This window comes from Mesorhizobium sp. M1396 (genome assembly GCF_040317725.1).
Taxonomy (GTDB): Bacteria; Pseudomonadota; Alphaproteobacteria; order Rhizobiales; family Rhizobiaceae; genus Mesorhizobium.
The window spans coordinates 1-26,254 of record NZ_JAMYLA010000003.1 but is presented as its reverse complement, the minus strand read 5'-3'; the positions used below and the strand labels follow the sequence as shown (position 1 = coordinate 26,254).

The 26,254-nt window shown below is 60.3% G+C and carries 33 protein-coding genes; 20 read left to right on the top strand and 13 right to left on the bottom strand.

The features are described 5' to 3' along the window. Positions 1–4: 4 nt before the first annotated feature. Genes NKH02_RS02655 through NKH02_RS02645 form a run of 3 tightly spaced genes read right to left on the bottom strand, consistent with a single transcriptional unit; the run spans position 5 to position 2,445 of the window. Positions 5–298 (bottom strand): DUF2249 domain-containing protein, encoded by a 294-nt coding sequence (locus NKH02_RS02655; protein ID WP_352876131.1) that lies wholly within the window; start codon positions 296–298, stop codon positions 5–7. A 24-nt stretch (positions 299–322) separates the two neighbouring features. Beyond that, a complete protein-coding gene (locus NKH02_RS02650; protein ID WP_352876130.1) occupies positions 323–907 on the bottom strand; it encodes a UbiX family flavin prenyltransferase in 585 nt (194 codons plus the stop codon). Then, the gene (locus NKH02_RS02645; protein WP_352876127.1) at positions 904–2,445 is read right to left on the bottom strand and encodes a UbiD family decarboxylase; all 1,542 of its coding nucleotides are present in this window, start codon (positions 2,443–2,445) and stop codon (positions 904–906) included. Before NKH02_RS02645 ends, NKH02_RS02650 begins: the two co-directional genes overlap by 4 nt. 124 nt (positions 2,446–2,569) lie before the next feature. Between NKH02_RS02645 and NKH02_RS02640 the strand changes: the two genes are divergently transcribed. The 6 genes from NKH02_RS02640 (at position 2,570) to NKH02_RS02615 (ending at position 6,911) form a co-directional block, all read left to right on the top strand. Beyond that, positions 2,570–2,986, top strand: a complete 417-nt coding sequence (locus tag NKH02_RS02640) for a hypothetical protein (RefSeq protein WP_352876124.1) — start codon at positions 2,570–2,572, stop codon at positions 2,984–2,986. A gap of 50 nt (positions 2,987–3,036) precedes the next feature. Continuing rightward, positions 3,037–3,585, top strand: a complete 549-nt coding sequence (gene ubiT / locus NKH02_RS34500; protein ID WP_502913766.1) for a ubiquinone anaerobic biosynthesis accessory factor UbiT — start codon at positions 3,037–3,039, stop codon at positions 3,583–3,585. An 11-nt stretch (positions 3,586–3,596) separates the two neighbouring features. Beyond that, on the top strand, positions 3,597–4,580 hold the full coding sequence (gene ubiU, locus NKH02_RS02630; RefSeq protein WP_352876121.1) for a ubiquinone anaerobic biosynthesis protein UbiU: 984 nt from the start codon (positions 3,597–3,599) through the stop codon (positions 4,578–4,580). A 4-nt stretch (positions 4,581–4,584) separates the two neighbouring features. Next, positions 4,585–5,484: a ubiquinone anaerobic biosynthesis protein UbiV gene (gene ubiV / locus NKH02_RS02625; protein WP_352876119.1), complete on the top strand. Its 900-nt coding sequence runs from the start codon at positions 4,585–4,587 to the stop codon at positions 5,482–5,484. Then, positions 5,481–5,993 (top strand): molybdopterin adenylyltransferase, encoded by a 513-nt coding sequence (gene mog, locus NKH02_RS02620; RefSeq protein ID WP_352876118.1) that lies wholly within the window; start codon positions 5,481–5,483, stop codon positions 5,991–5,993. Before ubiV ends, mog begins: the two co-directional genes overlap by 4 nt. A 348-nt stretch (positions 5,994–6,341) precedes the next feature. Further along, complete coding sequence (locus NKH02_RS02615; protein WP_352876116.1) at positions 6,342–6,911, top strand: hypothetical protein; 570 nt, start codon at positions 6,342–6,344, stop codon at positions 6,909–6,911. A 56-nt stretch (positions 6,912–6,967) separates the two neighbouring features. Here NKH02_RS02615 and NKH02_RS02610 read toward each other — a convergent pair whose 3' ends face one another. Both NKH02_RS02610 and NKH02_RS02605 read right to left on the bottom strand, forming a co-directional pair. Beyond that, positions 6,968–8,173 (bottom strand): NnrS family protein, encoded by a 1,206-nt coding sequence (locus tag NKH02_RS02610; protein ID WP_352876114.1) that lies wholly within the window; start codon positions 8,171–8,173, stop codon positions 6,968–6,970. Between the two features lie 86 nt (positions 8,174–8,259). Further along, positions 8,260–8,700 (bottom strand): pseudoazurin, encoded by a 441-nt coding sequence (locus NKH02_RS02605; protein ID WP_352873339.1) that lies wholly within the window; start codon positions 8,698–8,700, stop codon positions 8,260–8,262. A gap of 220 nt (positions 8,701–8,920) precedes the next feature. Here NKH02_RS02605 and NKH02_RS02600 point away from each other — a divergent pair, with 220 nt between their 5' ends. Beyond that, a complete protein-coding gene (locus tag NKH02_RS02600; RefSeq protein WP_352876401.1) occupies positions 8,921–9,625 on the top strand; it encodes a Crp/Fnr family transcriptional regulator in 705 nt (234 codons plus the stop codon). On the opposite strand, the gene NKH02_RS02595 is transcribed toward NKH02_RS02600, so the two are convergent. From NKH02_RS02595 to NKH02_RS02570, 6 genes are all read right to left on the bottom strand, one after another. After that, a complete protein-coding gene (locus tag NKH02_RS02595) occupies positions 9,622–9,837 on the bottom strand; it encodes a DUF1858 domain-containing protein (RefSeq protein ID WP_352876112.1) in 216 nt (71 codons plus the stop codon). The two genes, NKH02_RS02600 and NKH02_RS02595, sit on opposite strands and share 4 nt — an antisense overlap. 444 nt (positions 9,838–10,281) lie before the next feature. Then, the gene (locus NKH02_RS02590; protein ID WP_352876111.1) at positions 10,282–10,551 is read right to left on the bottom strand and encodes a group III truncated hemoglobin; all 270 of its coding nucleotides are present in this window, start codon (positions 10,549–10,551) and stop codon (positions 10,282–10,284) included. Beyond that, positions 10,548–10,886 carry a metal-sulfur cluster assembly factor gene (locus NKH02_RS02585; RefSeq protein WP_352876109.1) on the bottom strand — a complete coding sequence of 113 codons (339 nt, stop codon included), beginning with the start codon at positions 10,884–10,886 and terminating at the stop codon, positions 10,548–10,550. The genes NKH02_RS02590 and NKH02_RS02585 overlap by 4 nt, the downstream gene beginning before the upstream one ends. Next, positions 10,883–11,422: a DUF2249 domain-containing protein gene (locus NKH02_RS02580; protein ID WP_352876107.1), complete on the bottom strand. Its 540-nt coding sequence runs from the start codon at positions 11,420–11,422 to the stop codon at positions 10,883–10,885. Before NKH02_RS02580 ends, NKH02_RS02585 begins: the two co-directional genes overlap by 4 nt. 20 nt (positions 11,423–11,442) lie before the next feature. Next, positions 11,443–12,795: a hypothetical protein gene (locus tag NKH02_RS02575; RefSeq protein ID WP_352876104.1), complete on the bottom strand. Its 1,353-nt coding sequence runs from the start codon at positions 12,793–12,795 to the stop codon at positions 11,443–11,445. Between the two features lie 245 nt (positions 12,796–13,040). Then, positions 13,041–13,241, bottom strand: a complete 201-nt coding sequence (locus tag NKH02_RS02570) for a hypothetical protein (protein ID WP_352876103.1) — start codon at positions 13,239–13,241, stop codon at positions 13,041–13,043. A 286-nt stretch (positions 13,242–13,527) separates the two neighbouring features. Here NKH02_RS02570 and NKH02_RS02565 point away from each other — a divergent pair, with 286 nt between their 5' ends. The 5 genes from NKH02_RS02565 to NKH02_RS02545 all read left to right on the top strand — a co-directional run bounded on the left by NKH02_RS02565 (position 13,528) and on the right by NKH02_RS02545 (position 17,040). Then, positions 13,528–13,659 carry a hypothetical protein gene (locus NKH02_RS02565; protein WP_352876101.1) on the top strand — a complete coding sequence of 44 codons (132 nt, stop codon included), beginning with the start codon at positions 13,528–13,530 and terminating at the stop codon, positions 13,657–13,659. A 335-nt stretch (positions 13,660–13,994) separates the two neighbouring features. Next, positions 13,995–15,098 carry a copper-containing nitrite reductase gene (gene nirK / locus NKH02_RS02560; protein ID WP_352873337.1) on the top strand — a complete coding sequence of 368 codons (1,104 nt, stop codon included), beginning with the start codon at positions 13,995–13,997 and terminating at the stop codon, positions 15,096–15,098. A gap of 71 nt (positions 15,099–15,169) precedes the next feature. Then, positions 15,170–16,042: an SUMF1/EgtB/PvdO family nonheme iron enzyme gene (locus tag NKH02_RS02555; RefSeq protein ID WP_352873335.1), complete on the top strand. Its 873-nt coding sequence runs from the start codon at positions 15,170–15,172 to the stop codon at positions 16,040–16,042. 21 nt (positions 16,043–16,063) lie between these two features. Beyond that, positions 16,064–16,513, top strand: coding sequence for a group III truncated hemoglobin (locus tag NKH02_RS02550; protein WP_352873344.1), 450 nt, complete (start codon positions 16,064–16,066; stop codon positions 16,511–16,513). Positions 16,514–16,608: 95 nt separating this feature from the next. Next, positions 16,609–17,040: a potassium channel family protein gene (locus tag NKH02_RS02545; RefSeq protein ID WP_352873333.1), complete on the top strand. Its 432-nt coding sequence runs from the start codon at positions 16,609–16,611 to the stop codon at positions 17,038–17,040. A gap of 13 nt (positions 17,041–17,053) precedes the next feature. Here NKH02_RS02545 and hemN read toward each other — a convergent pair whose 3' ends face one another. Continuing rightward, positions 17,054–18,427, bottom strand: coding sequence for an oxygen-independent coproporphyrinogen III oxidase (hemN, locus tag NKH02_RS02540; RefSeq protein ID WP_352876099.1), 1,374 nt, complete (start codon positions 18,425–18,427; stop codon positions 17,054–17,056). 137 nt (positions 18,428–18,564) lie between these two features. On the opposite strand from hemN, the gene NKH02_RS02535 reads away from it, so the two are divergent. Continuing rightward, a complete protein-coding gene (locus NKH02_RS02535) occupies positions 18,565–19,293 on the top strand; it encodes a Crp/Fnr family transcriptional regulator (protein WP_352873329.1) in 729 nt (242 codons plus the stop codon). Here the strand turns inward: NKH02_RS02535 and NKH02_RS02530 are convergent. Continuing rightward, positions 19,290–19,706, bottom strand: coding sequence for a hemerythrin domain-containing protein (locus tag NKH02_RS02530; RefSeq protein ID WP_352876399.1), 417 nt, complete (start codon positions 19,704–19,706; stop codon positions 19,290–19,292). The two genes, NKH02_RS02535 and NKH02_RS02530, sit on opposite strands and share 4 nt — an antisense overlap. A gap of 247 nt (positions 19,707–19,953) precedes the next feature. Between NKH02_RS02530 and ccoN the strand changes: the two genes are divergently transcribed. From ccoN to NKH02_RS02495, 7 genes are all read left to right on the top strand, one after another. Further along, positions 19,954–21,564: a cytochrome-c oxidase, cbb3-type subunit I gene (gene ccoN / locus NKH02_RS02525; protein WP_352873327.1), complete on the top strand. Its 1,611-nt coding sequence runs from the start codon at positions 19,954–19,956 to the stop codon at positions 21,562–21,564. 11 nt (positions 21,565–21,575) lie between these two features. Further along, positions 21,576–22,307, top strand: coding sequence for a cytochrome-c oxidase, cbb3-type subunit II (gene ccoO, locus NKH02_RS02520; protein WP_352876097.1), 732 nt, complete (start codon positions 21,576–21,578; stop codon positions 22,305–22,307). Between the two features lie 12 nt (positions 22,308–22,319). Then, a complete protein-coding gene (locus tag NKH02_RS02515; RefSeq protein WP_023759205.1) occupies positions 22,320–22,469 on the top strand; it encodes a CcoQ/FixQ family Cbb3-type cytochrome c oxidase assembly chaperone in 150 nt (49 codons plus the stop codon). Between the two features lie 2 nt (positions 22,470–22,471). Further along, positions 22,472–23,335, top strand: a complete 864-nt coding sequence (ccoP, locus tag NKH02_RS02510) for a cytochrome-c oxidase, cbb3-type subunit III (protein ID WP_352876094.1) — start codon at positions 22,472–22,474, stop codon at positions 23,333–23,335. A 181-nt stretch (positions 23,336–23,516) separates the two neighbouring features. Beyond that, complete coding sequence (ccoG, locus tag NKH02_RS02505) at positions 23,517–25,082, top strand: cytochrome c oxidase accessory protein CcoG (protein ID WP_502913770.1); 1,566 nt, start codon at positions 23,517–23,519, stop codon at positions 25,080–25,082. Then, complete coding sequence (locus tag NKH02_RS02500; protein WP_352873321.1) at positions 25,079–25,576, top strand: FixH family protein; 498 nt, start codon at positions 25,079–25,081, stop codon at positions 25,574–25,576. The genes ccoG and NKH02_RS02500 overlap by 4 nt, the downstream gene beginning before the upstream one ends. Further along, on the top strand, positions 25,573–26,254 hold a 682-nt coding region (locus NKH02_RS02495; RefSeq protein WP_352876090.1), incomplete at its 3' end, for a heavy-metal-associated domain-containing protein. The genes NKH02_RS02500 and NKH02_RS02495, both read left to right, overlap by 4 nt.

Genomic DNA, 26,254 nt, shown 5'->3' with positions numbered 1-26,254 from the left:
CAGATCAGATCGACGTATGCTGCCTCATTTCGTCGCGTTCGACATTACGCGCCGATTCAGGTCTTCCTATCTCGATCCGCCATTCTGGTGGCCCCTGTCTACGGCACACCCAAATGTGTTCGCCAGCAAAGAACGCCTCGAACTGACGCCTGAGTTTATCAGGGTCGAAATCGAGAACGACCACGAATGTCTGACCGGGTTTGAGCCCGTCGAACATCGCCAAGACGGCGGACTGCTTTCTTTCCGGAGGAAGTCTCCGCACGTCATATGTTGCATCGTTCGACGTCTGTAGGTTCATTGCAATCCTTGCCCGTCGAGCAAATCACGCGACGGCGACGTTCTGTTCGCCCCACCGCGTCAGCTTGTTGCCTGGGTCGATACCCGCCCAGCCAACCAGCCGGGCAGCCATCTCGACTACCATCTCCTCGATCGAGGCCAGCTTGACGTAGAATGGTGGTACTGGCGGTGCGATCACCGCGCCCATCCGCGCCAGCCTCAGCATCGCGTCGAGGTGCCCTTCATGGAGCGGCGCCTCGCGCGGCACGATGACCAGGCGGCGCTTTTCCTTCAGGACGACATCGGCGGCCCTCGTAACAAGGTTGTCTCCCAGACCGTGCGCCATCGCCGCCAAGCTTCGCATCGAACAGGGAACGACGATCATGCCGTCGGTCCTGAAGGACCCGCTGGCAATGGGCGCGGCCAGGTCCTGATAGGAATATGCATGGTTGGCGAGAGAAGTGAGTTGGCTAAGACCGTCGGTGCCGAGCTCGTGAGAAATGGTCAATCTCGCGCCCTTGGAAATAACGAGATGCGTCTCCACTCCGGCCCTGACCAGCTGGCGTACGGTTTCCAGCGCCAGCACGGAGCCGGACGCACCTGTGACACCGACTATCAGACGTTTGGTCATCTTTGCCCCTGCATGATCGTTTGCGAAAAGATCTCGTCCCATCGGTGCGATACTTGCTCCTCGATTTGAGCTGACATCTTCAGCTCCTTGCCCCATGGGCGAGAGGTCTCTGATCCAATTTTGCGCGTTGCATCGAAGCCGACCTTGCCTCCCAACCCTTCGAGCGGCGATGCGAAATCAAGCTGGTCGATTGGGGTCCGGTCTACCTGCATGAGGTCGCGTGAGACATCCATGCGAGTGGCGACTGCCCACATCACGTCTGGCCACGATCGAATGTCGACGTCGTCGTCCACTACGATGACCATCTTTGTCATCGAGAACTGCGGCAACAGGGACCAAAAGCCCATCATCACGCGCCTGGCCTGTCCGGCATACTTCTTGGCGATCGAGATGACCGCAATCCTGTAGGAACAGGCTTCCGGCGGAAGCCACACGTCGACGATTTCCGGTATTTGTTGGCGCAGGATCGGCTTGTAGACATCGAGCAGGGCCTCGCCGAGGACCGAGGGCTCGTCGGGCGCGCGCCCGGTGAACGTGGTCAGGTAATTTGCCCCGTCACGAACGCGAACGCGCTTGAGGTTGAATACGGGGTATCGTTCTGGCGCGTTATAATATCCGGTGTGGTCGCCGAAGGGTCCCTCCAGCGCTGTCTCCGTTGGAGAGACGACACCTTCAAGCACGATTTCCGCACTGGCGGGCACGTGAAGCATAATGCTCTTGCATGGCGCCAACCCGACACGGCGGTTGTTGATCATCCCGGACAGTGCCAGCTCCGATACACCTTCAGGCGCCGGCATCACCGAGGCGATCAGCGTGGCGGGATCCGCCCCGATGACGACCGCCACCGGCATCTCCAGGCCTCGCGCTTGCCACATGCGATGGTGGGCGGCGCCACCTCGCATCGGCAACCATCGTATGATCGCGCGGTCACGGGCAAGCACCTGCATCCGATATATGCCCAGATTGTATGTGCTCGGATCGTCCTCTCCAGGGGGGCGTGTGATTACCATTGGCCATGTGATGAGAGGGCCGGCGTCTCCTGGCCAACAAGTCTGAATCGGGAGGAGCGAAAAATCCGGATCGGCGTCCCGCCACTCTCTGGGCGGGGAGACGATCTTCGACCGCGCCACGAGTGCACCACGCGCCGCGGGCAGCATCTGTCGGGCCTGACGAAGGTTCTGTGGGGCCTGAGGCGATCTCATCCATGCCAGGAGCGCGCCGAGGGTTTCTAGACCGTGAAAGTCGGTGCCAAGTCCCCAGGCTACACGTTCCCGGGTGCCGAAAAGATTCGCGACGACCGGAAAGGCCGACTTAACGCCGCGGTCGTCGATGAGCGTGGTCAGGCGCAGCGCCGGGCCTTTCGCGGCGATCACCCGCCTATGGATCTCGGTCAGTTCGAGTCGTGTCGAAACAGGCGCCCCGACGTCCTGTAGTTGTCCATTCCGATCCAGGTACGAAAGGAATGAGCCGAGGTCCGAAAACGACGGGAGGCAGCGGTGATGCATGGCGAAATCCGGCTCGACCGGATCGTCGGGCAAGCAATTTTGCCATGAGCGCTGACGAGAAACTTTGCGCTAGCGCAAAGAGCGAACGATCCGCCCCCGCTATTTTCCTTCTCACATCATTTCCAAGGAAGGCGATCGAGGCAAAGGGGGACTTCACATGGGAGCCAATCTCATCGGCGAAACTGTCGGAGCTTGGCGGTCCGTAATTTCCCTTCTTGCGGACCGTCGGCGGAGCAGGGCAGCGAAGAGAGAATTTTGGGCAATGGGTTGGGATGAATGCACGGGCATTCTGAATGACATCCGTCTGTCGCGAAGTGAATTCGACGATGCTATGCGCTTGCCATACGCCTCGGAAGACTTGCTTTCTTCGGCGATGCGTTCAGTCGGCGTCGACCCGGACAATTTTCAATCGCGGCAAGCGCACTGTTTCATGTCATGCACCTGCATCACCTGCCCCCATCGCCGCCAGTGTCATGGTCATCTGGCCGCCTTCGATTTCGAAAGCCACTATCAGGATTTCTGTCCGAACAGCCAGAATTTCGCAGATCTGCTCAGGGACGGACGCAACTGGTAACCCGCTGCAAAATTCGCTTGAACTTCCTCCATATGGACAGGGTGCACTGAATGGTGACGGAAAACACGGAACCGAGATTGGCGGCGGTTGTTCGCCATCTTTTCCCGGCCTTCGCCGGCTTGCCACTTGGGCCGCTGCTCACGCTGTCCTTGCGCTCTTTGGCCGGGCGACAGCCTCGATTGTTCGACCGCTTGGGCGAACATCGAACAGCTTGCTATTTCATCGACCCAATCGACCTCGCCTTCGCATTTGCCGTCGTGCCGGATGGAGAGCGGTCCATCGTCCGCGTCGTGAGGAAAAATGAGGCTGCGGCGTCAAGCGTCCTGATCAGGGGGCCTATCCTGACACTGTTGAGCGTGCTCGACGGCACGCTTGATGGCGACGCACTTTTCTTCAGCCGGATCATCTCGATCAGCGGCCGCACAGAAGCGGTGCTCGCGCTGAGGAACACGATCGAGGACGCCGAGCTTCGCCCGGCGGATCTGCTCGGCTTGCGCGGCGCGCTGGCTCGTCTCGCAGATACGGGAATTCTCGGTGCGCTCAGTGTCATGCGCCAAATGGCCGACCGCAACTCCAGACGCAAAGCACCAGAGGCATGACAAGTGGTCGCATGGAACTTGTCTGCCCGGCCGGAACGCCCGCTACGTTGAGGGCAGCCGTTCAGGCAGGAGCGGACGCCGTCTACTGCGGATTTCGCGACGAAACGAACGCCCGGAATTTTCCCGGCCTCAATTTCTCCGCAGCCGAACTGGCGGAGGGCGTTCGCTACGCACATGACCACGGCAGCAAGGTTATGGTGGCCATCAACACCTTCGCGCGAGTCAATGATGTCGACCTTTGGAAGAAGGCAGCCGATACGGCGGCCGAATGTGGCGCGAATGCCATCATCGCCGCCGACATTGCCGTCCTCGATCACGTCGCGAAAAACCATGGGCCAACGCGACTTCATCTTTCCGTCCAGGCTGCGGCGGCAACGCCCGAGGCAATCGGATTCTATGCGAGCAGGTTCGGCGTTCGCCGCGTCGTGCTGCCGCGGGTGCTTTCGGTCCAGGAAATTACCGCACTCAATCGTCTGATCGACGTGGAAACGGAAGCATTCGTGTTCGGCGGTCTTTGCGTGATGATCGAAGGCCGTTGCTATCTCTCTTCGTACGCGACGGGAAAATCGCCCAATCTCAACGGCGTCTGTTCGCCACCGGAAATGGTAACCTACGATGATGAAGCCAACAGCACGGTCGCACGACTTTCGGGCTTCACGATCGACCGCTATGAGCCCGGCGAACCAGTGGGCTACCCCACCTTGTGCAAGGGCAGGTTCACCGCGAGCGGCAAGACTTCCTATTTGTTCGAGGATCCTGTCAGCCTGAATGCTGGCGGGATGATCGCAGGCTTGAAAGCGGCCGGCGTGACTGCCTTGAAGATCGAAGGCCGTCAGCGCGGCAGAGGCTACGTTACAGAAGTCGTGCGCGCTTTCAGGAAGGCCGTGGACGCCGTCGAGCAAGGTGGCGATGCGATCGAGATCGATCGGATACTTGCAGGCCAGTCGGAAGGCGCCCGGCAGACGGCAGGAGCTTACAACAAGAAATGGAGATAGGCTCGTGTCTGGAATCGCGTTGACGCTTGGACCGGTCTTCTTTCATTGGTCGCCGGATCGCCTCTCGGATTTCTACCGCAGGATAGCAGACGAGGCTCCGATCGACCGGGTTCACGTCGGCGAGGTCGTCTGTGGCAAGAGAATGCCGTTTTCCGATCCTGCATGGCCTGAGATCATTGAACGCCTTGAGCGTGCCGGAAAGCAAGTCGTGCTGTCCACACTGGCAGCCCCGGCGACTGTTCGCGAACGCCGAAGCGTCGAAGATCTCTGCACCGACGAACGGCTGGTCGAAGTCAACGATGTCACGGCCCTGCCGTCACGCTCAGGCAAGCCGTTCGTGACCGGTCCTTTCCTGAACGTCTACAACGAGGCATCAGCGCAATATCTGATCGAACTCGGCGCCCAAACGATATGTCCGCCTGTGGAATTGTCGCTTGCCGCGGTCGGTGGGATGGCCGGCGCGTGTCCCGGCGCGGAGTTCGAGGTCTTCGTCTTCGGCCGGCTGCCGCTTGCACTGTCGGGCCGATGTTACCACGCCCGCATTCATGGCCTGCACAAGGATTCCTGCCAGTTCACCTGCGAAAAAGACCCGGATGGCCTGGCAGTCGAAACCCTCGACGACCAGCCTTTCCTGGCGGTCAATGGCGTGCAAACTCTCTCTAACCAGATGCAGGCCTTCTGCCCCGCACCCACCGATCTCACCTCGAAAGGCGTCGGCCGCATCCGCCTGTCTCCCCACACTTGCGACATGGTCGAGGTGGCGAAGACCTACAAATCGCTTCTAGACGGGATCGAGGATCCCAAGGGTGCTCGCTTTGTCCTCTCTTGCCTTGATCTGCCCGGGTCGCTGGTCGACGGATACTTCCATGGCAAGCCGGGAAGGCGGACTTTGACGGAAAAATGACCCAGATCGCAATCGTGACCGTATCGGACCGTGCAAGCCGCGGCGACTACGAAGATCTTAGCGGGCCAGCCATCGAAAGTTGGCTTCGCCAGGTGGTAAAGTCGCCGTGCACCTTCATCCGTCGCAGCGTGCCCGACGGACTGGAGAGCGTCCGCGACGTGCTTATCGACCTGTGCGACCAGCGCGGCGTTGATCTGATCCTGACAACCGGCGGGACCGGCCCCTCCCCGAGAGATCTGACCCCAGAGGCCATGCAGCAGGTCATCACCAAGGAGCTTCTCGGTTTCGGCGAGCTCATGCGACAGACGAGCTTGCGGCAAGTCCGGACAGCCATCCTGTCGCGCCAGACCGCAGGCGTGCGCGGCCGTTCGCTGATTGTAAATTTGCCGGGAAAGCCGGCCTCGATCGAGGTGTGTCTAAACGCGGTCTTTCCTGCGGTGCCCTATTGTCTGGAACTGATCGGTGCCGAGCCGATCGTAGCCGATTCCGCTGCCATGATGACCTTGTAAACGGTCAAGCGGACGGTTCGGTCGCCACCCAGGATCAGCTCGCGCGGTGCCCGCCAGAAAATCTGTCAGCTCCCCGCGGCATGGTGGGCGCGCATCAGGGTCTAGTGCGCCTAAGCAGATTCCAGCCGATGGTCGGCATCCGCCTGCCGAAAGGTACACGGAACTGGAAGCGCGAATGCGCGCTGGCGGCCAGGCCAGACTGGCCGAGGTCTTCGAGCGCCTTGTCAACGAAGAAGCAGGCACATCGAAAACGTCATTCGCTGGTCCCGGCAATCCAGTGGCGAGGTTCCGGATCCCAGCCCGTTGCGATGGGCGCCGAAAGGCGCCTTCGACGACGAGAATGCGGCCGTGGCATCTTCGGAATTTATCGACGCTTACCATTCGTTCGCGATGGCAGTCGGAAACGAAGAGCGCGCCTTTGCTTTTTGGTCGGACGTGGCCGCGAACGCGACCTTAACGGAAGTCCAATCCACCGCCGAGCAGATGGCGAGGGGGAAACTGGAGCACGCCCGTATTCCGCGAGTTGAACGCCGGCGTGCATTCCTTTCCAATCGTGAGTCGGGAGCAGCGCCTGCCGGCTCCCGGGATTTTGCGGCGATGGAGGAACAGATCGCGACCCGTCTCGACGCGTATGCTCGGTTTCGAAGGGAAGATGACAGGCCAGTGTTTTGCGATCTGGCGGCGGAGGCGCGAAATCTTGCACAACAGCTCATTGCCTCTCCGCTCGGAACAACCAACTCGATCGGAAGCCGGCCGCCTGGTTCCCTGGATGCATTCTGCGAATTCGCGGCCGAGTCTTACGTCAATACGGGCGACACCCTCGCCTCGCAGGCCGACCGCGACCGAGCACAAATCCTTGCAACGAGCGCGATCAGGCGCCTGGCTACTTTGAGGTACATCGAGGAGCGGCAGGCTTGATGATCTCGCCATTGTGGCGGAGCCCGCATGCGGCTGGTCGTACCAGCAGCCAGGCGTCAAACGGGCGCTTTGGTCGGTTGTCGCGCCCGCAATTTTGGTCGAACGAGCATGCTGCCAAACAGGATCGCAAAGCCAAGAAAAGCTGCCACCCATAGGGCGGCCGATATGTGAAGGAGCATCGCTTCCCCAGGTGCGAACGCCGCACAAAGGCGAAAAACGGCGGCAAGTACGATCACGACAAAGATCGTGCATATCCCGATGCTAGCCCGCAATTCGCGGCCTGTATGTCCAAGCGTGGCGCGGGTCATGACGGCGAGCGTCATGCAGGCCACCGCTCCCACGCCAAAGGCGTGAATGCCTGCGACCGGTGGGATCGTCTCGGGAAGGATGATTGCCAGGCCGGCGAGAAGAAAGCCGAGTGGCACAAAGGCGAACGCAACGTGCAGGATCAGCACCAGCGGATCACGCAACGTGCGATAGCCAGCCCAGCGTGTGATCCGGATAGTGTTGAGGACTGCCCCGGCAATCAGCATTGCGCACGTCCAGGCGCTCCCGGGAAAAACAGCCCATGCCATTAATGCGGTCCCGGAAAGAGCGATCGTCACGACGTCGAAACGGCTGAATGGGGCGGGCAGGCGTCCTGGATTTTCGCGCGCCAACCAATTGCGGGTGAAACTGGGAACAATCCGTCCGCCTATGATCATGATGAGAACGACTGCGGCAGCGAGCCCGAGCCGGCGGCTTATATCCGAGACGCCTCCGTAGTGCGCTTCGGCATGAAACATCACGTTGGCTGCCAGAAGCACGGCAACAGGCAGCAGCACCTTGAGGTTTCGCCAGTTTCGACCCGCGATGATTTCGGTCGCGGCGGCGGTGGCGACAGCCAGGAGGAAGGCGCAGTCGATCGCGGCTCCGACGAGCCAGCCGGTCTCGACCGAAAGGAATACGGCGAAGCGACCCGCAAGCCACAAAAGGACGAGTGCCAGAAGGGGCAGGCCTTGCACCGGCAGCCGTCCGGTCCAGTTCGGAATGGCGGTCAGCAGGAACCCGGTCACGACCGCCGCAAGATAGCCAAACAGCATCTCGTGGACATGCCAATCGATTGGCTGGAAGACGCTGAAGGTTTCGAGGCGGCCGTAAAACAAGGGCAGCCACAACAGGATAGCCGCTCCAGCATAGAGCGAGCCGAGAAGAAAGAACGGCCGGAAACCGTAAGACAGAACCGCCGGATAGGCGCCCGGCCGCGTGCGTGGAATTGCCATGGCGTGCATTTCAAAGATGGAAACCCCGGGCAGGTTGTGTCTGCCGCAAGGTTCCCGTGATTTTCAAAGCGAGATATTCTCGGCCTTCAATTGCCTGCTGGAACTTGAGCCAGCAAGGCCTCGAACACCTTCTTCGCCTTGCCCGGCTGCTTGACGGTTGTGGCCTGTTCGAGGTTGACCGGTTTGCCGACGACGATCAGGGCCACCATACCCATCCCGTAGTGAGGCGTGCATTTCACGCCGTAGAGGCCCTCTTTGTCGAGCTTGACCGTGATCTGTTCGCCGGCCTTGCCCTTGAAGGGCTCGACACCATCCGGGAGCATGCCCTTGATGCTTTCAGCATCGTGGCCCTTGTCGGTCGGCACGAAGGTGACGGTGTCGCCAGGTGCTGCCTGGACGAAGTCGGGCTGGAAGACCATAACGCCTTTCTCGCCCTTGTTGAGCATCTGGACCTGGTGATCGGCCGCCTGGGCGGCCCCGGCCAATACTGTCGCCGCGAGCGCGGCGACGATGGTTGCGTATCTCATGATCTTGCCTTTCGGTCCGATTATTGTCGACGGTGTTCACCGCTGCGGTTCTTTTAGGCCGGCTCCGGTGTTGGGACTTTGACGCAGCGCAAACTCGATTTGAGAATCGAAGAGAAGAGGCCGCGGCAACTGCCACTTGCCGCGCGTTGGTCGCCCATGACATTGTGTGGCCGGAAAACACGGACTGATCACAGTCAAAACTCGGAAGGGGGAAATGCAGTTGAGTCGCCTGGATCGCTCGCTGATTGCCGGGCTGTCTGCCTTTCAGGGCATAGCCCCGACGGATCTTGACTTCATGATCGGCCAAGCCCGGTCGTTGCGGATTGCCAAGGACCAGCCGGTGTTCGAGCAGGAGCAGGAAGCGCACGCTTTTTTCTTGCTGCTCGATGGACACGTCCGTGTCGTGAAAACAACAGCCGATGGGCAAGAGATAACCGTGCGGTACATTAGCCCCGGCGAACTAATGGGCATCGCCCACGCGATAGGCCTCACCACTTATCCGGCCAGTGCAATCTGCGCCGTCGATTGCGTCGTGCTTGCCTGGCCAGGCCATTTCTGGTCGAAATTCGCCGATGCTTTCCCGAGTTTTGGCGCCAGCACCTACAAGACCGTGGGGAGCAGGCTGCAAGACGCCCACACACGTGTCATCGAGATGTCCACCGAACAGGTCGATCAACGCGTCGCCCATGCCTTGCTCAAGCTGGTTAAGCAGACAGGCAGGAAGACCGAGGAAGGTATCCTGATCGATTTCCCAATTTCACGCCAGGATATCGCCGAGATGACAGGAACGACGCTCCATACGGTGAGCCGGCTGCTCTCGTCGTGGGAGGAAAAGGGTCTGGTCAAAAGCGGGCGCCAGAAGGTGACCGTTGTCGAGCCGCACCGCCTGCTCGTACTCGCCGAAGGGCGCACGGACAAAAACTAATTCGCGTCTTTTCGATCGATCGCGGCCTGGAGCTCGCTGCGCAGCAGTTCCTCTCTCAGGCCGTGCTCGTGTGCTGCGTCGGATATTGTGTGGAACGAGGCAATCGGGCAGCCGACGCAAAGCATGCCGAGTTGGAGAATGACCCTGTTGGTCGCTGGCCAGCCTCGCATAATTGCGTCCATTGTTGCGTCGTCATTGAACCGCGGTTTCATGCCAGTTGTCCCAGCTTGGAAGTAAACACATTGCCGCCGCGGTGCGTGTTGCTCGTTGCGCTTGGACAAAGAGGCACCGTTCTCATCTCGCCTTGCGCAATGGTCGCGCATCATGCCGACGGAGCATCTCAGGATGCCCAAGAGATAACCGCTGCCTGAGCGTGTTTGCGTCGCGGCGACCTTGTTGAAGGCGTCCCGGACAGGTTCAGGATGGATACTGAAGTGCGAGGAGGACCAGTCTCGGTCAGAGGCTGTCCTCGCGGATCGGCTCGATGTCAACGGTGTTCTCGCCTCGATTGAAAGCGAGAGCAAGGCGAAAGCTGTGAGCGATGCGCAAAGCCCGCGCCACAAACAGCGCTGCAACTTCCGGCGGGCAATCACGTTCCACCGTGGTTCGAAACAATGTCAGCCACCGCCGAAAATGCGTTTCGCCAAGGCTTGGTATCAATAGGTGCGGCGGCAGGGGCCGGCCCTCGTAGCGGGAGGCCTCAGCAGAGTCGCGGACCAGAAGTCGCACATCTTTGCCAAATGACGCGGCCATGCCTCCGGTTGGATTGCCGCATTGAAGATGGGCCCGAGCAGCTGATCGCGACGGATTTCTTCGTAGAAGCCGTGGACGACCCCGCGGATCATGGCCTCGTCGAGAACGTCCGGCAGCGGAGTGCCGTCGACGATAATTGTTCTCTTGCTTGTGCTTGACTGCTTCTTGTTCATGCATCGCTCCCTGTATCGATCAGACCGAGCCGGCGCCTGGCCTCGGCATTCATCATCTCGGGCTTCCATGGCGGTTCATAGGTGAGCTGGACGTCAACACCTTGGATTCCAGGCACTATCCTGACGGCCGACTGCACGGCCTCCCTAAGATATCCCGCGGCCGGGCATGCGCGGGTCGTTGTGGTCATTTCAACGCGCGCCACCCCGTCATGTGCCACTGATATCTGGTAGATCAATCCGAGATCGACAACATTTTCTCCAAGTTCGGGATCAATGACCATGCGCAGCGATGCGCGCGCTCCAGCCGTAAGAGGCCCATCTAGCTTGTCGATCATGGTATCGTCCGTGCCTGTCCACCGGAGCGGATAACGACGCGATAGTGCCCTTCCGGTTCGCAAGCACTGCGCCAGCGGTGGCCCCGGACCTTCAGCTCGTCGAACAGAAACACGGGTTCGCGCGGCACCAGAACGGCAATGGTTTGGTCGGGCGCCAAGCATTCTACACCGCGCAGCGCCCTGACCATCGGTTCGGGCGGATCGAGATCGCGAGTGTCGAGTTCTATGACTGGCTCCGGCCACTCGTCGTCCGTATCAGCGGACGCTGTCGAGGATTCTGCGTGGCCGGCCGGCTCCTCGGGTGCGTCGGCAGGGGTGAAGATCACCTCCCAGTCGCCATTTCCGATGTCGCGGACCGAAGGCGCGAATCCCTGCGCACCGAGCACGTGGAACAGGGGAACCGGCTTGAAGGAAGCGAGCAAGCGCAGGCTTTGGCCGGGGGCAAGTGCAACTACGGCTTCCATAATGGCGCTGAAAGGCTCTCCACCTTCGCGAAGAATTGGTCGAACATCGAGATCGTAGTGGGGGCAACTCATTTGAATCTCCTCTATGTGGCTCAGCGCCGGGACGGCAGGAAAAGACGCGGGCGTGAAGTTCCCTCGGGCAGGCGCAAGGCGGCAGCGACATTGATAAGGCGGCGCGCCAGAACGAGTTCCACGACGATTGCGGCGGTAGCCATCAGCGTCACAGCTGCCGCTATGCGGAATTGAACAGGCGCCTGGACCAGAAGTGTGCCGGTCCCAGCGAGTACGCCTGCGAAATAGAGTGCGAACCACCATCTGGCGCGGCTGTCGACGACAAGATCCTGGACGCGCGGCGTCGGTTTCCTGCCCATCACCGGTCCGTAGCATTCGAGCCATGTCAGGAATGGCACGATCTTATAGAGCTGGGAGAGTCCCAATCCCGTCAGCCAGCCGAAGGCAACGAGATAGACGAGCGCGCCCACATGTTGTGCAAGCGTTCCGGTTGCCAGCAGCGTGAGGAGAAGCAGAGCCGAAAGGTAGAGTGATGCAAATGCCCCGATTGCCGACCTGCTGTTCAACTCGATCGCGCGGCGCTTGCGGTTGCGGTAAAGGAAAACGAGATCGATGCCGTAGAAAGCAATCGCAAAGAGACCCAACAAGGCGGCGAGACCGATAGTCAAGGTGTCTCCCCGGGAAGGCCCTCCCCAAAGCGCCGCCAGGGCGAGCAGGAGCAAGGCCGTCGCTCCGCTCCACCAGACGATGTGGCCCGTCATGCGTTCGCCGTCAGGCGAAAGCATGAACATCGGCAGCAAGCGATAGCTGACACCGATCGCCGTGAAGCTGAGCCAGCCGCCCAAGCCCACCGCCACATGAATGGGAAGAGCCAGGGGCCGGACATCGATGACTGCCCATTCTGGTATCTCGCCAGAAAGGGCAAACGCAAACGAAGCCCCCAAAGCGGCCGTGCTCGCGATGCAAGCAAGGCCTCCGGCCACGAAACGCGAAGGCAATGGCAAACTGGACGGCCGGAGGCTCCACAACGTGGCGGCGAGCATCCAAATTGCGAGCGCAAACCCAGCCGGCAGGAGGAGCCCGCCAAGCACAAGAAAGGGAAGACCGGTATCGATTGCGCCCGAAAGCTCGAGGAACCCGGCGAGCAGGCAGAAGAGACCGACAAGCAGGAATATCAATGATGGCAAAGCCAAATGATCGTGGCAAAGGGGCTGGGCGACGAGCACCGGAACGAACTGGAATAGCGCTCCAACCATCAGGAGGCTGAGCCAGCCGATTGTGATCATGTGAACGATCACAAGACTTTCGGGTGCTTCCGCGGCAACGGTCGGAAAACCATAGCCGGCCGTCATCAATGCCTGTGCCACGACCAGGAAAAATAATGCGGCGGCAAAATACGCCATCGACCAACGAGATAGCGCCGAGCCCATCATAGCCGGTCAGTGCGATCGCTGCAGGAGCACTCACAGAGCGCCAGCACCTCGGAACCGGAAGGCATGAGGAGGCTCCCCGTGCTCAATTCAGCGAAAAGGGCAAACCGACGCGACCTGCCAACGCCTACGTCGATACGTGCTTCGTGCCGAGTGGTCGGCGCCTTCGGAATGCTGGATTCAAAATTACGCATTGAGCGTCCTGACCCTGAGATGGCTGGCCGCGGGGCTCGTTTCTTGCCGTGGGCCTACACGAAGGCCATGACGATTATCCCGCCGACGACAATCAGAACGAGCCCAGCAATGAACATGGGCAGCAATGTACTGTCTGCTTTTGCGCCGCGTACTGCTTCAGTGCTGAATATAAGGCTTGGCCACTCTTCGATCACTTCCCGCCCCTCAGTCGCGAATTTCGTTTTCGTGTCACTTGGCTTGGATCTCATGTTCACGAACGCTCCCCTTTCCGGTCAGTACCCCACGGACTTTTCCAGCAGCTTGATGCTTGGCGTGGGCAGTTCAAGGTCTGTATGCTGGCATGCTCAGCGCCGCCGGCAGCATCAATCGCTGCGCCCAAACAAGCCTCGCGTCGGCATCTTATGTTCTGTCTCTCAACCGTTGCCGATGGAGCGAAACTATCTGACCTGAGGAGTGGGTTCTTTGCGCTCGCGCAAATTGGTCGCTGCGATGGGTGCGTCGCTGGCCAGGCCAGTCCAAGCGTGAGCGTAACGCCCATGCATGGACGGCGAGAATAATGACCACGGCGATTACGCCGAAGCCAAGGACGATTTCTGCCACGGCGCCATTGCGAAGTTGCTGAATGCTCGCCCGCTCGTCCGCTTGTCTGGGATTCTGAGCATCAAGGCGTAGCGGTTCGCGACCGCAAGTCCACAGTCACGGGACCAACCCGATTTTTCATCGCCAGGGGATGTCATAAGTCGAAGAGAGGCTAACCGTCATGCCGGCGGCGGGAGACTGGTTTCAATCCTCCGCAACCCCTCCAAACGGTCGCAGTTACGCAACAATCAACAGGGCAAGCGGCAAACTCGCCACTCGGCCGGGCGCCTCTCTCCAACGATGCCACGTGCAAAACGGCCCATATCGGCCTGTCCTTCGCTGGATTCGGATTTGCGCCAACGCAAAGACGGGCCACGCAATCAGGCTATTTTAGCGCCATCAAATGGGTGAAGCCAAAGGAGACGGAAATGCTCACCAGACGCGAAGCTTTGTTAGGATCTGTCCTTACCGCTGCCGCGGTTGCAACGATTGGCGCAATGCCGGTAGTGGCAAACGCAAAGGAAGTTGCGGGGTTGCCGCGTGAAAAGGTGACGTTGGCCGCGCCGCCATTCGTCCACGCCCACGATCAGGTCGCCAAGAGCGGCCCGAAGGTCGTTGAATTCACGATGACGATCGAGGAGAAGCCGATGGTCATCGACGCCGACGGCACGCAACTCAACGCGATGACCTACAACGGTTCGATCCCCGGCCCTTTGATGGTTGTCCATGAAGGCGACTATCTCGAGCTCACGCTGATCAACCCCGACACGAATACGCTCGCCCACAACATCGATTTCCACGCCGCGACTGGCGCGCTGGGTGGCGGCGGACTGACGCTGGTCAATCCCGGCGAGCAGGTCACGCTGCGCTTCAAGGCTACCCGGTCGGGAACCTTCGTCTACCACTGCGCGCCTGGCGGAGCGATGATCCCGTGGCACGTCGTGTCCGGTATGAGCGGGGCTGTGATGGTGCTGCCGCGCGACGGCCTCAAGGACGACAAGGGCAAGCCGATCAGCTACGACCACATCTACTATGTTGGCGAGAACGACTTCTACATCCCGCGCGACGAGCAGGGGAAATTCAAGAAGTACGACTCGGCCGGCGACAACTACGACGACACCGTCAAGGTCATGCGCGGGCTGATCCCGACCCATGTCGTGTTCAACGGCAAGGCAGGATCGCTGACAGGCGCGAACGCCATGAAGGCCAAGGTCGGCGAAACCGTTCTGATCGTCCATTCCCAGGCTAATCGCGATACCCGACCGCATCTGATCGGCGGTCATGGCGACTATGTCTGGGAACAGGGCAAATTCGCCAACCCGCCGGCCAAGGATCTGGAAACCTGGTTCATCCGTGGCGGGTCGGCAGGTTCGGCACTCTACACCTTCTTGCAGCCGGGCATCTATGCCTATGTGAACCACAATCTGATCGAGGCGGTCGAACTCGGAGCGACCGCGCACTTCACGGTCGAAGGAACCTGGGACGACGATCTGATGACGCAGGTCGAAGCGCCCAAGGCAATTGCCTCGTAGACGGGAGATCCGAGCCTCGGTGCAACCCTTCGGCAAAGACGAAGGGGCGCACTCGCGGCGGGCTTGATGCCATGTCCTTCGATCCTGTCTTCACCTTCGGAGCAATTGGGGCCGCAGCGCTGATCGGGCTAGGCCTGTCCCAAGCGCTCGACAGCGGTTCTCCGGAGTCTCCTCGGCCACTCGGCGCAAGCGAACTGGTTGTTCTTGCGACCGGGTCGTTTGACCATCCGCAACCGGGTGAATTCCTGAGGGAGAGCCATCCGGTCGCGGCACCGGTCGTCAGGGAAACCATCGATACGCCACTGGAAATCATGAAATATCAGGTAAGCGTGTCGGACTACGGCCGCTGTGTGGCTGATGGCGTCTGCAAACTTGCCGACTCACGCAAGATCGGCAACGTTCCCGTTACCGGCGTGAGTCACATGGATGCCGAAGCGTATGCGACCTGGCTGTCAGCCCGCACGGGCGAGACATGGCGGCTGCCGACGGACGTCGAGTGGGCCTATGCCGCCGGCGAACGATTCCGGGGCGACATAGAGAGTGATGAAAGCGACCCGAACAACCCGGCGCTGCGTTGGCTCGCTCAATACCGCACCGAAACGGCGCTTGGGCGCAAGCCGGATCCTGAACCAAGGGGCCAGGGGGGCTTTGGTATCAACTCCAAGGGAGTGGCGGATGTTGCGGGCAATATCTGGGAATGGACCTCGACGTGCTACGTCCATGCAACCATGGCCAGCGACGGCGTGGGCGTTGCGAGTTCGATCGACAATTGCGGAGTGCACGCGGTGGAGGGCTTCCACCGCACCTACATGTCGAACTTCATTCGCGACGGCAAGAGCGGCGGTTGCGCGGTCGGCACCCCGCCCGACAATCTGGGTTTCCGGCTGGTCCGCGATCGGCCCAGTCTTGTGCGGGCCACGCTTCGGCGCCTGGGATTTTCCTGACAACATGAACAAGAGTGCATGATGACGTTGAAATCAGATTTGGCCGATAGCGCACGCCCCGTCGCGGAACAGCCTCTGGACCACACCGGCGTTGACCGGGCATCTATCGCAAAGCTGGTCCGCGAATTTTATGCCAAGGTCAGGAGCGACGAGCGGCTCGGGTCGATTTTCGCACGCGAGATCACCGGCGATTGGGAGCCACATCTCGAGAAAATGACGGACTTCTGGTGTTCGGTCATCTTGAAGAGCGGCAACTATCACGGACGACCGGTGCCGGCGCACCTCAAGCTCAAGGATGTCACGGAGGCCGACTTCGAGATCTGGCAGGCCCTGTTCGGTCAAACGGCAGCCGAACTCTTCGCCCCGGAAACGGCGGCGGTGTTCGTCGACCGCGCCGAACGGATAGCGACAAGCTTGAAACTCGCGATGTTCTTTCGCCTCACTCCCCTCACGACAGGCGGCAGCCAATAGGCTGGCTTTGGCGAAACAAGGCCGGCGCCTCGAAGGCCAGCGACAGATTTGATTTTGCGCAAGGAAAGTGTCCTCGGAATTCCTAATTTCGTTGCATGGCTCTCAATCTCTTCATTGGCACGATCGTCATAAGCCTGACGGTCCTGGTTCACACGTTTGGTCTGATCGCCGTTACGCACGCGATGGGATACTTGGTCGCGCGGTTTCGTATGCACGGACGCCGCAGCCGTATCGTCGCTATGATCAGCGTGGTGATGGGGCTCTTTGCCGTCATGACCGTGGAGGTCTGGCTCTGGGCAGGCCTATACAGGTTGCTTGATATCTTCGCCGACTTCGAAACCGCGCTCTATTTTTCGACCATTACCTTTTCGACCGTCGGCTATGGCGACATCGTGCCCGCTCACGCGTGGCGTGTCCTGGCGGCGCTCGAGGGCGTGAACGGGTTCTTGCTTATCGGCTGGTCGACCGCCTATCTGATCGCGGCAGGCACCCGCATCGGCCCGTTCAAGGCCGGGGAGCATTTCTGACCCGAGCCGATGCTCAAACCGCTGCCGAATGCTTGGCTTTGCCGGTTTCGAAATACTTATCGAACTTCGCCGCGATGCTTCTGACAAAGGGGCGACTTTCCGCCGGCACGACGAAACTGTCGCCATCAAGTTCAAGCAACCTTTTGGGTTCCCGTAGGGCGGTGGAACTTGCCTTGAGCAGCAGGCTTTGGCCGGCTTCGCCAAAGCGCTCCACCAGTTCGACCGCCGAGAAGGCGAAGTCACACATCAGCCGCTCGATGATCCAGCCGCGAACGCGGTCGTCGTCGGAAAGAGCGATACCGCGGACAGCCGCCAGCCCACCATTGGCAACAAGGCGTCCATATTCGCTGGTCGAAGGCATGTTCTGTACATAGCCCTGCCGAAACTGGCTGATGGACGATGGGCCCAGCCCGATCAATGTTTCGCAGCGATCCTCCGTGTAACCCTGGAAGTTCCGGCGCAGGGTCCCCGTGCGGGCCGCGAGCGCCAGGGCATCGCCCGGTTTGGCGAAATGGTCGAGGCCGATTGCTTCGTATCCCTGGTCCACGATCGCCCGCGCCGCCAGTTGCGATTGAGCAAACCGCTCCGTGGGACCGGGCAGCCACGCCTCATCGATCATCGTTTGGTGCTTCTTGAACCAGGGCACATGCGCGTAGCCGAAGAGCGCCATCCTGTCTGGTTCCAAAGTCAGCGCCTGCGCCACGGTGGAACAGACGCTTTCACTGGTCTGATGCGGCAAGCCGTAAAGCAGGTCCAGATTTACCGATTCGACGCCGCGCGAACGAACGCCGTCGACGACCGCCTTGGTCTGCAAGAAGCTTTGCTCGCGGTTGATCGCTTTCTGCACTTTCGGATCGAAATCCTGCACGCCAAGGCTCGCTCGCGTCATGCCTATTTCGACGAGCGCATCGAGGCGCGCTTCGTCCATGTCGTTGGGTTCTATCTCAACGCTGATTCTTGCATCCGGAAGAAAGTCAAAGCAGTCTCGCAAGACAGTTCCCAGTGCCACCATATCGTCGGGTCTCAGCATGGTTGGCGAGCCGCCGCCGAAGTGGGCGGCGCGGACACGGCCCTTGCCGCTGACAAGACGGGCTACCGTCGCGATCTCCGCGTGCAGCGAGCGAAGATAAGCAGCCACCGGCTGGTAGTGACGGGTCTGTTTGGTATGGCACGCGCAGAACCAGCACAGCTTGTCGCAATAGGGAATATGCAGGTACAACGATATCTCGTCATTGCCCTCGATCGCATCCATCCAGCTGCGAACCACTACGGCATCGATCCCCGCATGAAAGTGCGGCGACGTCGGATAGCTCGTATAGCGCGGAACGTTTTCGCCCGCCGCGACGGTCGGATTTGCTTGTATGTCGTTGGCAGCTGTAGTCTGCATGAGCGGCAATCTAGAAATAGCGAAGTGCCTAAACCTTGATTTCAATCAAGGCGGCCTGCCACAAGGACAAACTGACGCAACATTTTCTCGCGGCAGCGGTGGTATCTTGCCGGCACGCTGATCTCGAGCCCATGAAAATGACCATTAGACAGGACGTTCACAGTGCCGGCATTCCAGTGCTTTGCCAGTCGTGCGAGGCACGGCATCGCGGTGTTTGTGGTGCGCTCGACCCGGACCAACTGGTCGGACTGGCCAAGGCCTCGTCGAAGCAAGAGGTTGGGCCCGGTGCGGAGCTGGTGGGTGACGCTGAAACCGTCGACAGCTTTTCAAACGTCCTGTCCGGTGTGGTAAAGCTGACCAAGAGCCTTTCGGACGGGCGCCAGCAGATCGTGGGCCTCCAGTTCGCGCCCGATTTTCTGGGGCGGCCTTTCAAGGTCGAAAGCGCCATCAACGCCGAAGCGGCAACAGCCGTGTCCCTGTGCTCATTTCCGAAGTCCGCTATCGAACGGATGATGAAGGAATCACCGGAGCTCGAGCATCGCCTGCTCAGGCAGACCCTGAACGAACTCGACGAGGCGCGTGATTGGATGGTCACCTTGGGACGCAAGAGTGCCTCGGAAAAGGTGGCCAGCTTTCTGCTGATGATCGCCAGAAACATTGACCCAACTCTTGATCCAGACACCAACGCGACGAGCTTCGATCTGCCGCTCACGCGTGCCGACATCGCCGATTTCCTCGGCTTGACAATCGAGACGGTCAGCCGCCAGCTGACCAGGCTGCGAACGGACGGGGTCATCCGGATCGAGAACAACCGGCATGTGGAAGTCGAAAGCCTTGGCCGGCTTGAGCGCCGCTCCGGCGCCTAGCTCGCGTCTCCGATCCCGATCATCGGCAGGACATGTTCGCGTTCAAATGCGATGTGCCGGCGCAAGTTCTCGAACAGGCCGCGCAACATGAAACCGATGGCCTCGGGGTTCTCGACTGTCTCGCCATGACCGATGGCCAGCAGAATTTCGGTCACCTCATCGGCAAAGCATTCATCTTCTACATGTTCGGCCCGCAGTCGCCGGGTTGAGGCAAGGTTCGCATTGCTGCCGACCACGGCCTCCTCGTAGGCGGGGAAGATGACCGTTTCTTCGTATCGATGAATGTCGCGCAGCAGAGGAACGATCGCGTTGGCCGTGCCGAGGCATTTCAGGCGATCGACGCTGGGCAAGGCATCTGCAATTCTCTCCAAAGCATCGCAGAGTTGCAGCTTTTCCCTGTGCGCACGCTTCATCACCGCGGCCGGGACCACGTCTCCGGATCGATCAGCTGGTTCGGGATTTCCATCGCCTGCTTCGAACAGCGACGATTCCTGCCCATTCTTCCGGGTCAACGGCGACCTCCAGTCATTTGCGGACCGACGCTGCCCAATCCGAAAGCACTGGGCTTTGACATGGATCAAGGCGGCGACAACGCGACTGCTGAATTGGTGTCAAGCGGATTGGCGTCCGCGCGTCGGAATCGGAGGTCGGGGACAGGTCATGAAGTTCGGCACGCAAATCTTCGCTTTGGGCCTGTTCACATTTGGGGCTCTTGTGGCAGCCGGGTTCGGTGTGGACGAGCCATTCCGGCAGCATATGTGGGTGCTGTTCTTTGTGCTGCTCGGCTTTGTCGCCATCCTCATCCGCAACACGAATTTCAAAGTGGCTGCTCCGATCGACCCGTCCGCCTACATGGATGGGCCAATCCGCTATGGCGCCATCGCCACCATGTTCTGGGGCGTCGTTGGTATGCTGGTCGGCGTCGTCATTGCGCTGCAGCTTGCCTATCCCGATCTCAACATTCAGCCCTGGTTCAACTTCGGTCGTCTGCGGCCATTGCATACGTCGGGCGTCGTCTTCGCCTTCGGCGGCAATGCGCTGCTCTGCACGTCCCTGTATGTCGTCCAGCGCACCTGCCGCGCCCGGCTATTCGGGGGCGATCTCGGTTGGTTCGTGTTTTGGGGCTACCAGCTCTTCATCGTTATGGCCGCGACCGGCTACCTGCTCGGCATTACCGAGAGCCGCGAATACGCCGAGCCCGAATGGTATGTGGATATCTGGCTGACCATCGTCTGGGTCGCCTATCTCATCCTGTTCCTCGGCACGATCCTGAAACGCAAGGAGCCGCACATCTACGTCGCCAACTGGTTTTACCTCTCCTTCATCGTCACCATCGCGATGCTGCACGTGGTCAACAACCTGTCGATGCCGGCCTCATTCCTGGGTTCCAAGAGCTACTCGGCCTTTTCCGGGGTCCAGGACGCCCTGACGCAATGGTGGTACGGGCACAACGCCGTTGGCTTCTTCCTGACTGCCGGCTTCCTCGGCATGATGTATTATTTCGTACCCAAGCAGGCAAACAGGCCGGTCTATTCCTATCGCCTGTCGATCGTCCATTTCTGGGCAATTATCTTTCTCTACATCTGGGCCGGGCCGCATCACCTGCACTACACCGCCCTACCCGATTGGGCGCAGACGCTCGGCATGGTGTTTTCGATCATGCTGTGGATGCCGTCATGGGGTGGCATGATCAACGGCCTGATGACGCTGTCGGGCGCCTGGGACAAGCTCCGCACCGATCCGATTATTCGCATGATGGTGATGGCCATCGCCTTCTACGGCATGTCGACCTTCGAAGGTCCGATGATGTCGATCAAGGCGGTCAACTCGCTGTCGCATTATACCGACTGGACCATCGGGCACGTCCATTCGGGCGCACTCGGCTGGGTTGGCATGATTTCGTTCGGCGCGCTCTACTACATGGTGCCGAAGCTCTGGAACCGTCACCGTCTCTATTCGCTGCGGCTGGTCACCTGGCACTTCTGGCTGGCGACGCTCGGGATCGTCGTCTACGCCTCGGTCATGTGGGTGTCCGGCATCATGCAGGGCCTGATGTGGCGCGAATACGACGAGCAGGGCTTCCTGGTCTACTCCTTCGCCGAAACGGTCGCCGCCATGCACCCCTACTATGTGATGCGCGCAATCGGTGGAGCCATGTACCTCTCCGGCGCCCTGATCATGGCCTGGAACATCGCCATGACCATCCTTGGATACCAGCGCGAGGAAGAGCCGATGCCCGGCTCCGTTCCCGCCCTTCAGCCTGCCGAATAAGGAGCCAGAAAATGGGCTTGATGGACAAACACGCGCTGATCGAGAAGAACGCCACGCTTCTTCTCGTAGGTTCACTTCTCGTCGTCACCGTGGGTGGCATCGTCGAGATCGCACCTCTCTTCTACCTCGACAATACGATCGAGAAGGTCGAAGGCATGCGGCCCTACTCGCCGCTCGAGCTCGTCGGGCGCAACATCTATGTGCGTGAGGGATGCTATCTCTGCCATAGCCAGATGATCCGACCGTTCCGTGATGAGGTCGAGCGCTACGGGCATTACAGCTTGGCGGCCGAGTCGATGTATGACCATCCCTTCCAGTGGGGATCGAAGCGTACCGGCCCGGACCTCGCCCGGGTTGGCGACCGCTATTCCAATCTATGGCATGTCGAGCACCTCACTGATCCTCGTTCGGTGGTGCCTGAATCGATCATGCCGAGCTACGCGTTCCTGAAGGACACACCGATCGAGGCGAAGGACTTCTCAACGCACCTGGTCGCCAACCGGCGTGTCGGCGTCCCCTACGGCGATGACATGATCGCACACGCGAACGCCGATCTGTTGGCGCAGGCTGATCCCAACGCCGACACATCCGGCCTCGAAGCCCGCTACCCCAAAGCCAAGATCGGCGACTTCGACGGAAACCCGCGACAGGTCACCGAAATGGATGCCCTCGTCGCCTATCTCCAGATGCTTGGCACGCTGGTCGATTTCAAGAACTACGACGAAGCCGCCGGCTACCGCTGAGGACTTCTATCCATGGATTACAATTTGATGCGGGAGTTCGCTGACAGCTGGGGTCTGGTCGCCATGGCTCTGTTCTTTGTCGGTGCGATCGCCTTTGCCCTACGCCCCGGCAGCCGCAAGCTCGCCGACGAAGCTGCCCGGATTCCCCTTGAGGACGAGTGATCATGAGCGACGAGCACATCGATGAAATCTCTGGTGTTTCAACCACCGGCCACGAATGGGATGGTATCCGCGAGTTGAACAACCCGCTTCCGCGCTGGTGGGTCATCACGTTCTACATCACCATTGTCTGGGCGATCGGATACACCATCGCCTATCCGGCATGGCCTTTGCTGCATTCGGCAACAAAGGGCGTGCTCGGCTATTCGAGCCGTAACGAAGTCAAGAACGAGCTGTCGGTGGCTGAAGCGGCGAAGGGAAAATATGTCGCGGCGATCGAGTCGAAGAGTGTTTCGGAGATCGCGGCGGACGATACCTTACGCGAATTCGCAGTCGCTGCCGGCAGTGCCGCGTTCAAAGTCAATTGTGTGCAGTGCCATGGCTCCGGCGCCCAGGGCTCCAAGGGCTTCCCCAACCTTAATGACGACGACTGGCTGTGGGGCGGCAGGGCGGATCAGATCCAGCAGACGGTCACGCATGGCATCCGCTTCGCTTCCGATCCGGATACGCGCCTTTCGGAAATGCCAGCCTTTGGCGACATCATCACCGCCGACCAGATCAAACAGGTCAGCGCCTACGTGGCCAGCCTGTCCGAGACCGTCAGCGATCAAACGTTGGTGGTGCCCGGCGCCAAGGTCTTCGCCGAAAGTTGCGTCGCCTGTCATGGCGACAATGCAAAAGGCAACAAGGAGCTCGGCGGCCCCGATCTGACCGATGCCATCTGGCTCTATGGGTCCGGCGAGGCAGCCATCGCCGCCCAGGTCCGCGCGCCGAAACAAGGCGTGATGCCGGCCTGGGGCGGGCGCCTGGGCGAGACCAAAGTCAAGGAGCTGGCGGTCTACGTGCATTCGCTTGGCGGCGGAGAATAGGAAGCGGGGCCTATTCTCTTCCCTTCACCGCCCAAGCGACGAGGCCCGGCTCAGCCGGGCCTCGATTTGCGTTCCGGCACCCCGATTTGACTTGCATCAACGCGCCTGGCCCTGCCCTGCGGCAAGACTTTCCCGCGCTGGCGGCTCAGGCATGGGCAAATTGCGGCTCGCACGAGTGGAGATGCATGTGCTGGACAATACGCAGGTAGAAAGGCTTGAAGCCGAGGCGGTCAACTCCGCCAAGGTGCGCCAGCCAATGTATGCCGCGCGCAAGAAGATATTCCCAAAGCGGGCCTCGGGCAGCTTTCGCCAATTCAAATGGCTGGTGATGGCGGTCACGCTTGGTATCTATTATCTGACGCCGTGGCTGCGGTGGAACCGTGGCCCGTTTGCCCCTGACCAGGCAGTGCTGCTCGATGTCGCCAACAGACGCTTCTACTTCTTCTTCATCGAGATATGGCCGCAGGAATTCTACTATGTGGCCGGCCTTCTGGTCATGGCTGGGGTCGGTCTTTTCCTGATCACGTCGACTGTCGGTCGTGCCTGGTGCGGCTACACATGCCCACAGACCGTGTGGGTCGATCTGTTCCTGGTCGTCGAGCGGGCCATCGAGGGTGATCGGAATGCGCGCATCAAGCTCGATGCCGCCTCCTGGAGCGCTCGCAAGCTCGCACTGCGGGTATCGAAACACGCCATCTGGCTGATCATAGGTACGGCGACCGGCGGTGCCTGGATCTTCTATTTCGCCGATGCGCCGACCTTGCTCGGCGAACTTTTCACCGGCACCGCGGCGCCTGTCGCCTATATCACCGTCGCCGTGCTGACGGCGACGACCTATACGTTCGGCGGTCTGATGCGCGAACAGGTCTGCACCTATATGTGCCCTTGGCCGCGCATCCAGGCAGCCATGCTCGACGAAAGTTCGCTCACCGTCACCTACAATGACTGGCGCGGCGAACCGCGCACGCGTCATGCCAAGAAGGTCCAGGCCGCGGGGCAGCCAGTCGGCGATTGCGTCGACTGCAATGCCTGCGTCGCCGTCTGCCCGATGGGGATCGACATTCGCGATGGCCAGCAGCTCGAATGCATCACCTGCGCGCTCTGCATCGACGCCTGCGACGGCGTCATGGACAAGCTCGGCAAGGAGCGCGGGTTGATCTCCTACGCGACCCTCTCCGACTACAACGCCAACATGATGCTGGCGACCGCGGGCGGCTCCGGTTCAGTCAATCCGTCGCTGGTCAGAACGGATGACGGCGTGTTCTCGGACAGGGTGGCTCATTTCCACATTCGCAAGATCTTTCGCCCGCGCACATACGTGTACATGGCTATGTGGTCGTTGATCGGCCTGGGCCTGCTCTATTCGCTGCTGACGCGCGACCGGCTCGAGATCAATGTCTTGCACGACCGCAACCCGCAATTCGTGACGCTGTCCGACGGCTCCATCCGCAATGGCTACACCGTCAAGCTGCTGAACATGATCCCCGAACCAAGAACGATCATCGTCACCCTTGGGGGTTTGCCAGGCGCAGAGATGAGCATCGTCGGTGTCGACCTCCCCGCCGGTCGCTCTTTTGCGATCCAGGTCGAACCCGACCGGCTGAAGATGTTGAAGGTTTTCGTGCGCCTGCCTGCTGATCAGATCCATGGCGAAGCGCAGACCTTCACATTTCGGGTCGAGGACAAAGCGAGTTTCGAGTCGAACGAATACACCGCCACATTCAACGCACAGGAGATCGCCAGATGAGCGCCACCACGCGAAAATCCCGCGAATTCACCGGCAGGCACATGTTGGCCATCATCCTTGCCTTTTTCGGCGTGGTCATCGCGGTCAATCTGACGATGGCGACGCTTGCCAACATAAGCTGGACCGGCCTTGTCGTCGAAAACACCTATGTCGCCAGCCAGCAATTCAACAGGAAGGCCGAGGAAGGGCGCGCGCAGGCAGCCCTCGGCTGGACCGGCAAGCTGACCATGGCATGGGGCGAAATCCGCTACAGCCTCACCGACGCCTCCGGCACGCCGGTTCCCTTGCACGGCGTCAAGGTGCTGTTTCGCCATCCCGCTTACGAGAAAGAGGATGAGTCCATCCAGCTCGCCCTCGCCTCGGGTCAGGAATTCGCCGCCCAGCATATGCCGAAGGACGGTGTCTGGATCGTCGAAATCGACGCCGATGCCGGTCTGGCAAGACCATATCGCGACGTGCGCAGGATCATGATTTCCCATGGAGCGCTGAAATGAGCTGCTGCGCGCCGGGCGCCGAAATGGCGCTGGATTTGGTCAGCGCCACCTCGGTCCTGCCATCCAGCCAGGAAATCAGGCTGGCGAGCCGATCGCTTGGCGATGATCTTCGTCAGACCGACCTTTCCGTACCGACTGTTCACTGCGGCGCCTGCATCCAGACCATCGAGACGGCGTTGGGAAAACTCGATCACGTCGAGGCCGTTCGCGTCAACCTGTCAACGAAGCGGGTATCGGTCCGGTGGCGAGGGGACGAGGTTCCACCGTTCGTCACAGTGCTGGAGGGGCTAGGTTATCAGGCTCACCTGTTCGAAGCCGAGATCGATGCAAAGGACAAGACGCTCTCGGATCTCATCCGCGCCGTCGCGGTTGCGGGCTTTGCGGCGGGTAACATCATGCTGCTTTCGGTCTCGGTCTGGTCCGGTGCCGAAGGCGCGACACGCGACCTGTTCCACTGGGTCTCGGCACTGATCGCCATCCCCGCGCTAGCCTTCGCCGGCGGCATCTTCTTCCGCTCGGCCTGGAATGCGTTGCGCCACGGCCGCATGAACATGGACGTGCCTATCGCGGTCGGCGTGTCGCTTGCCTACGCAATGAGCCTTTACGAGACGATCACCCATGGCGACCACGCCTATTTCGACGCGTCGGTGTCGCTGCTGTTCTTCCTGTTGATCGGCC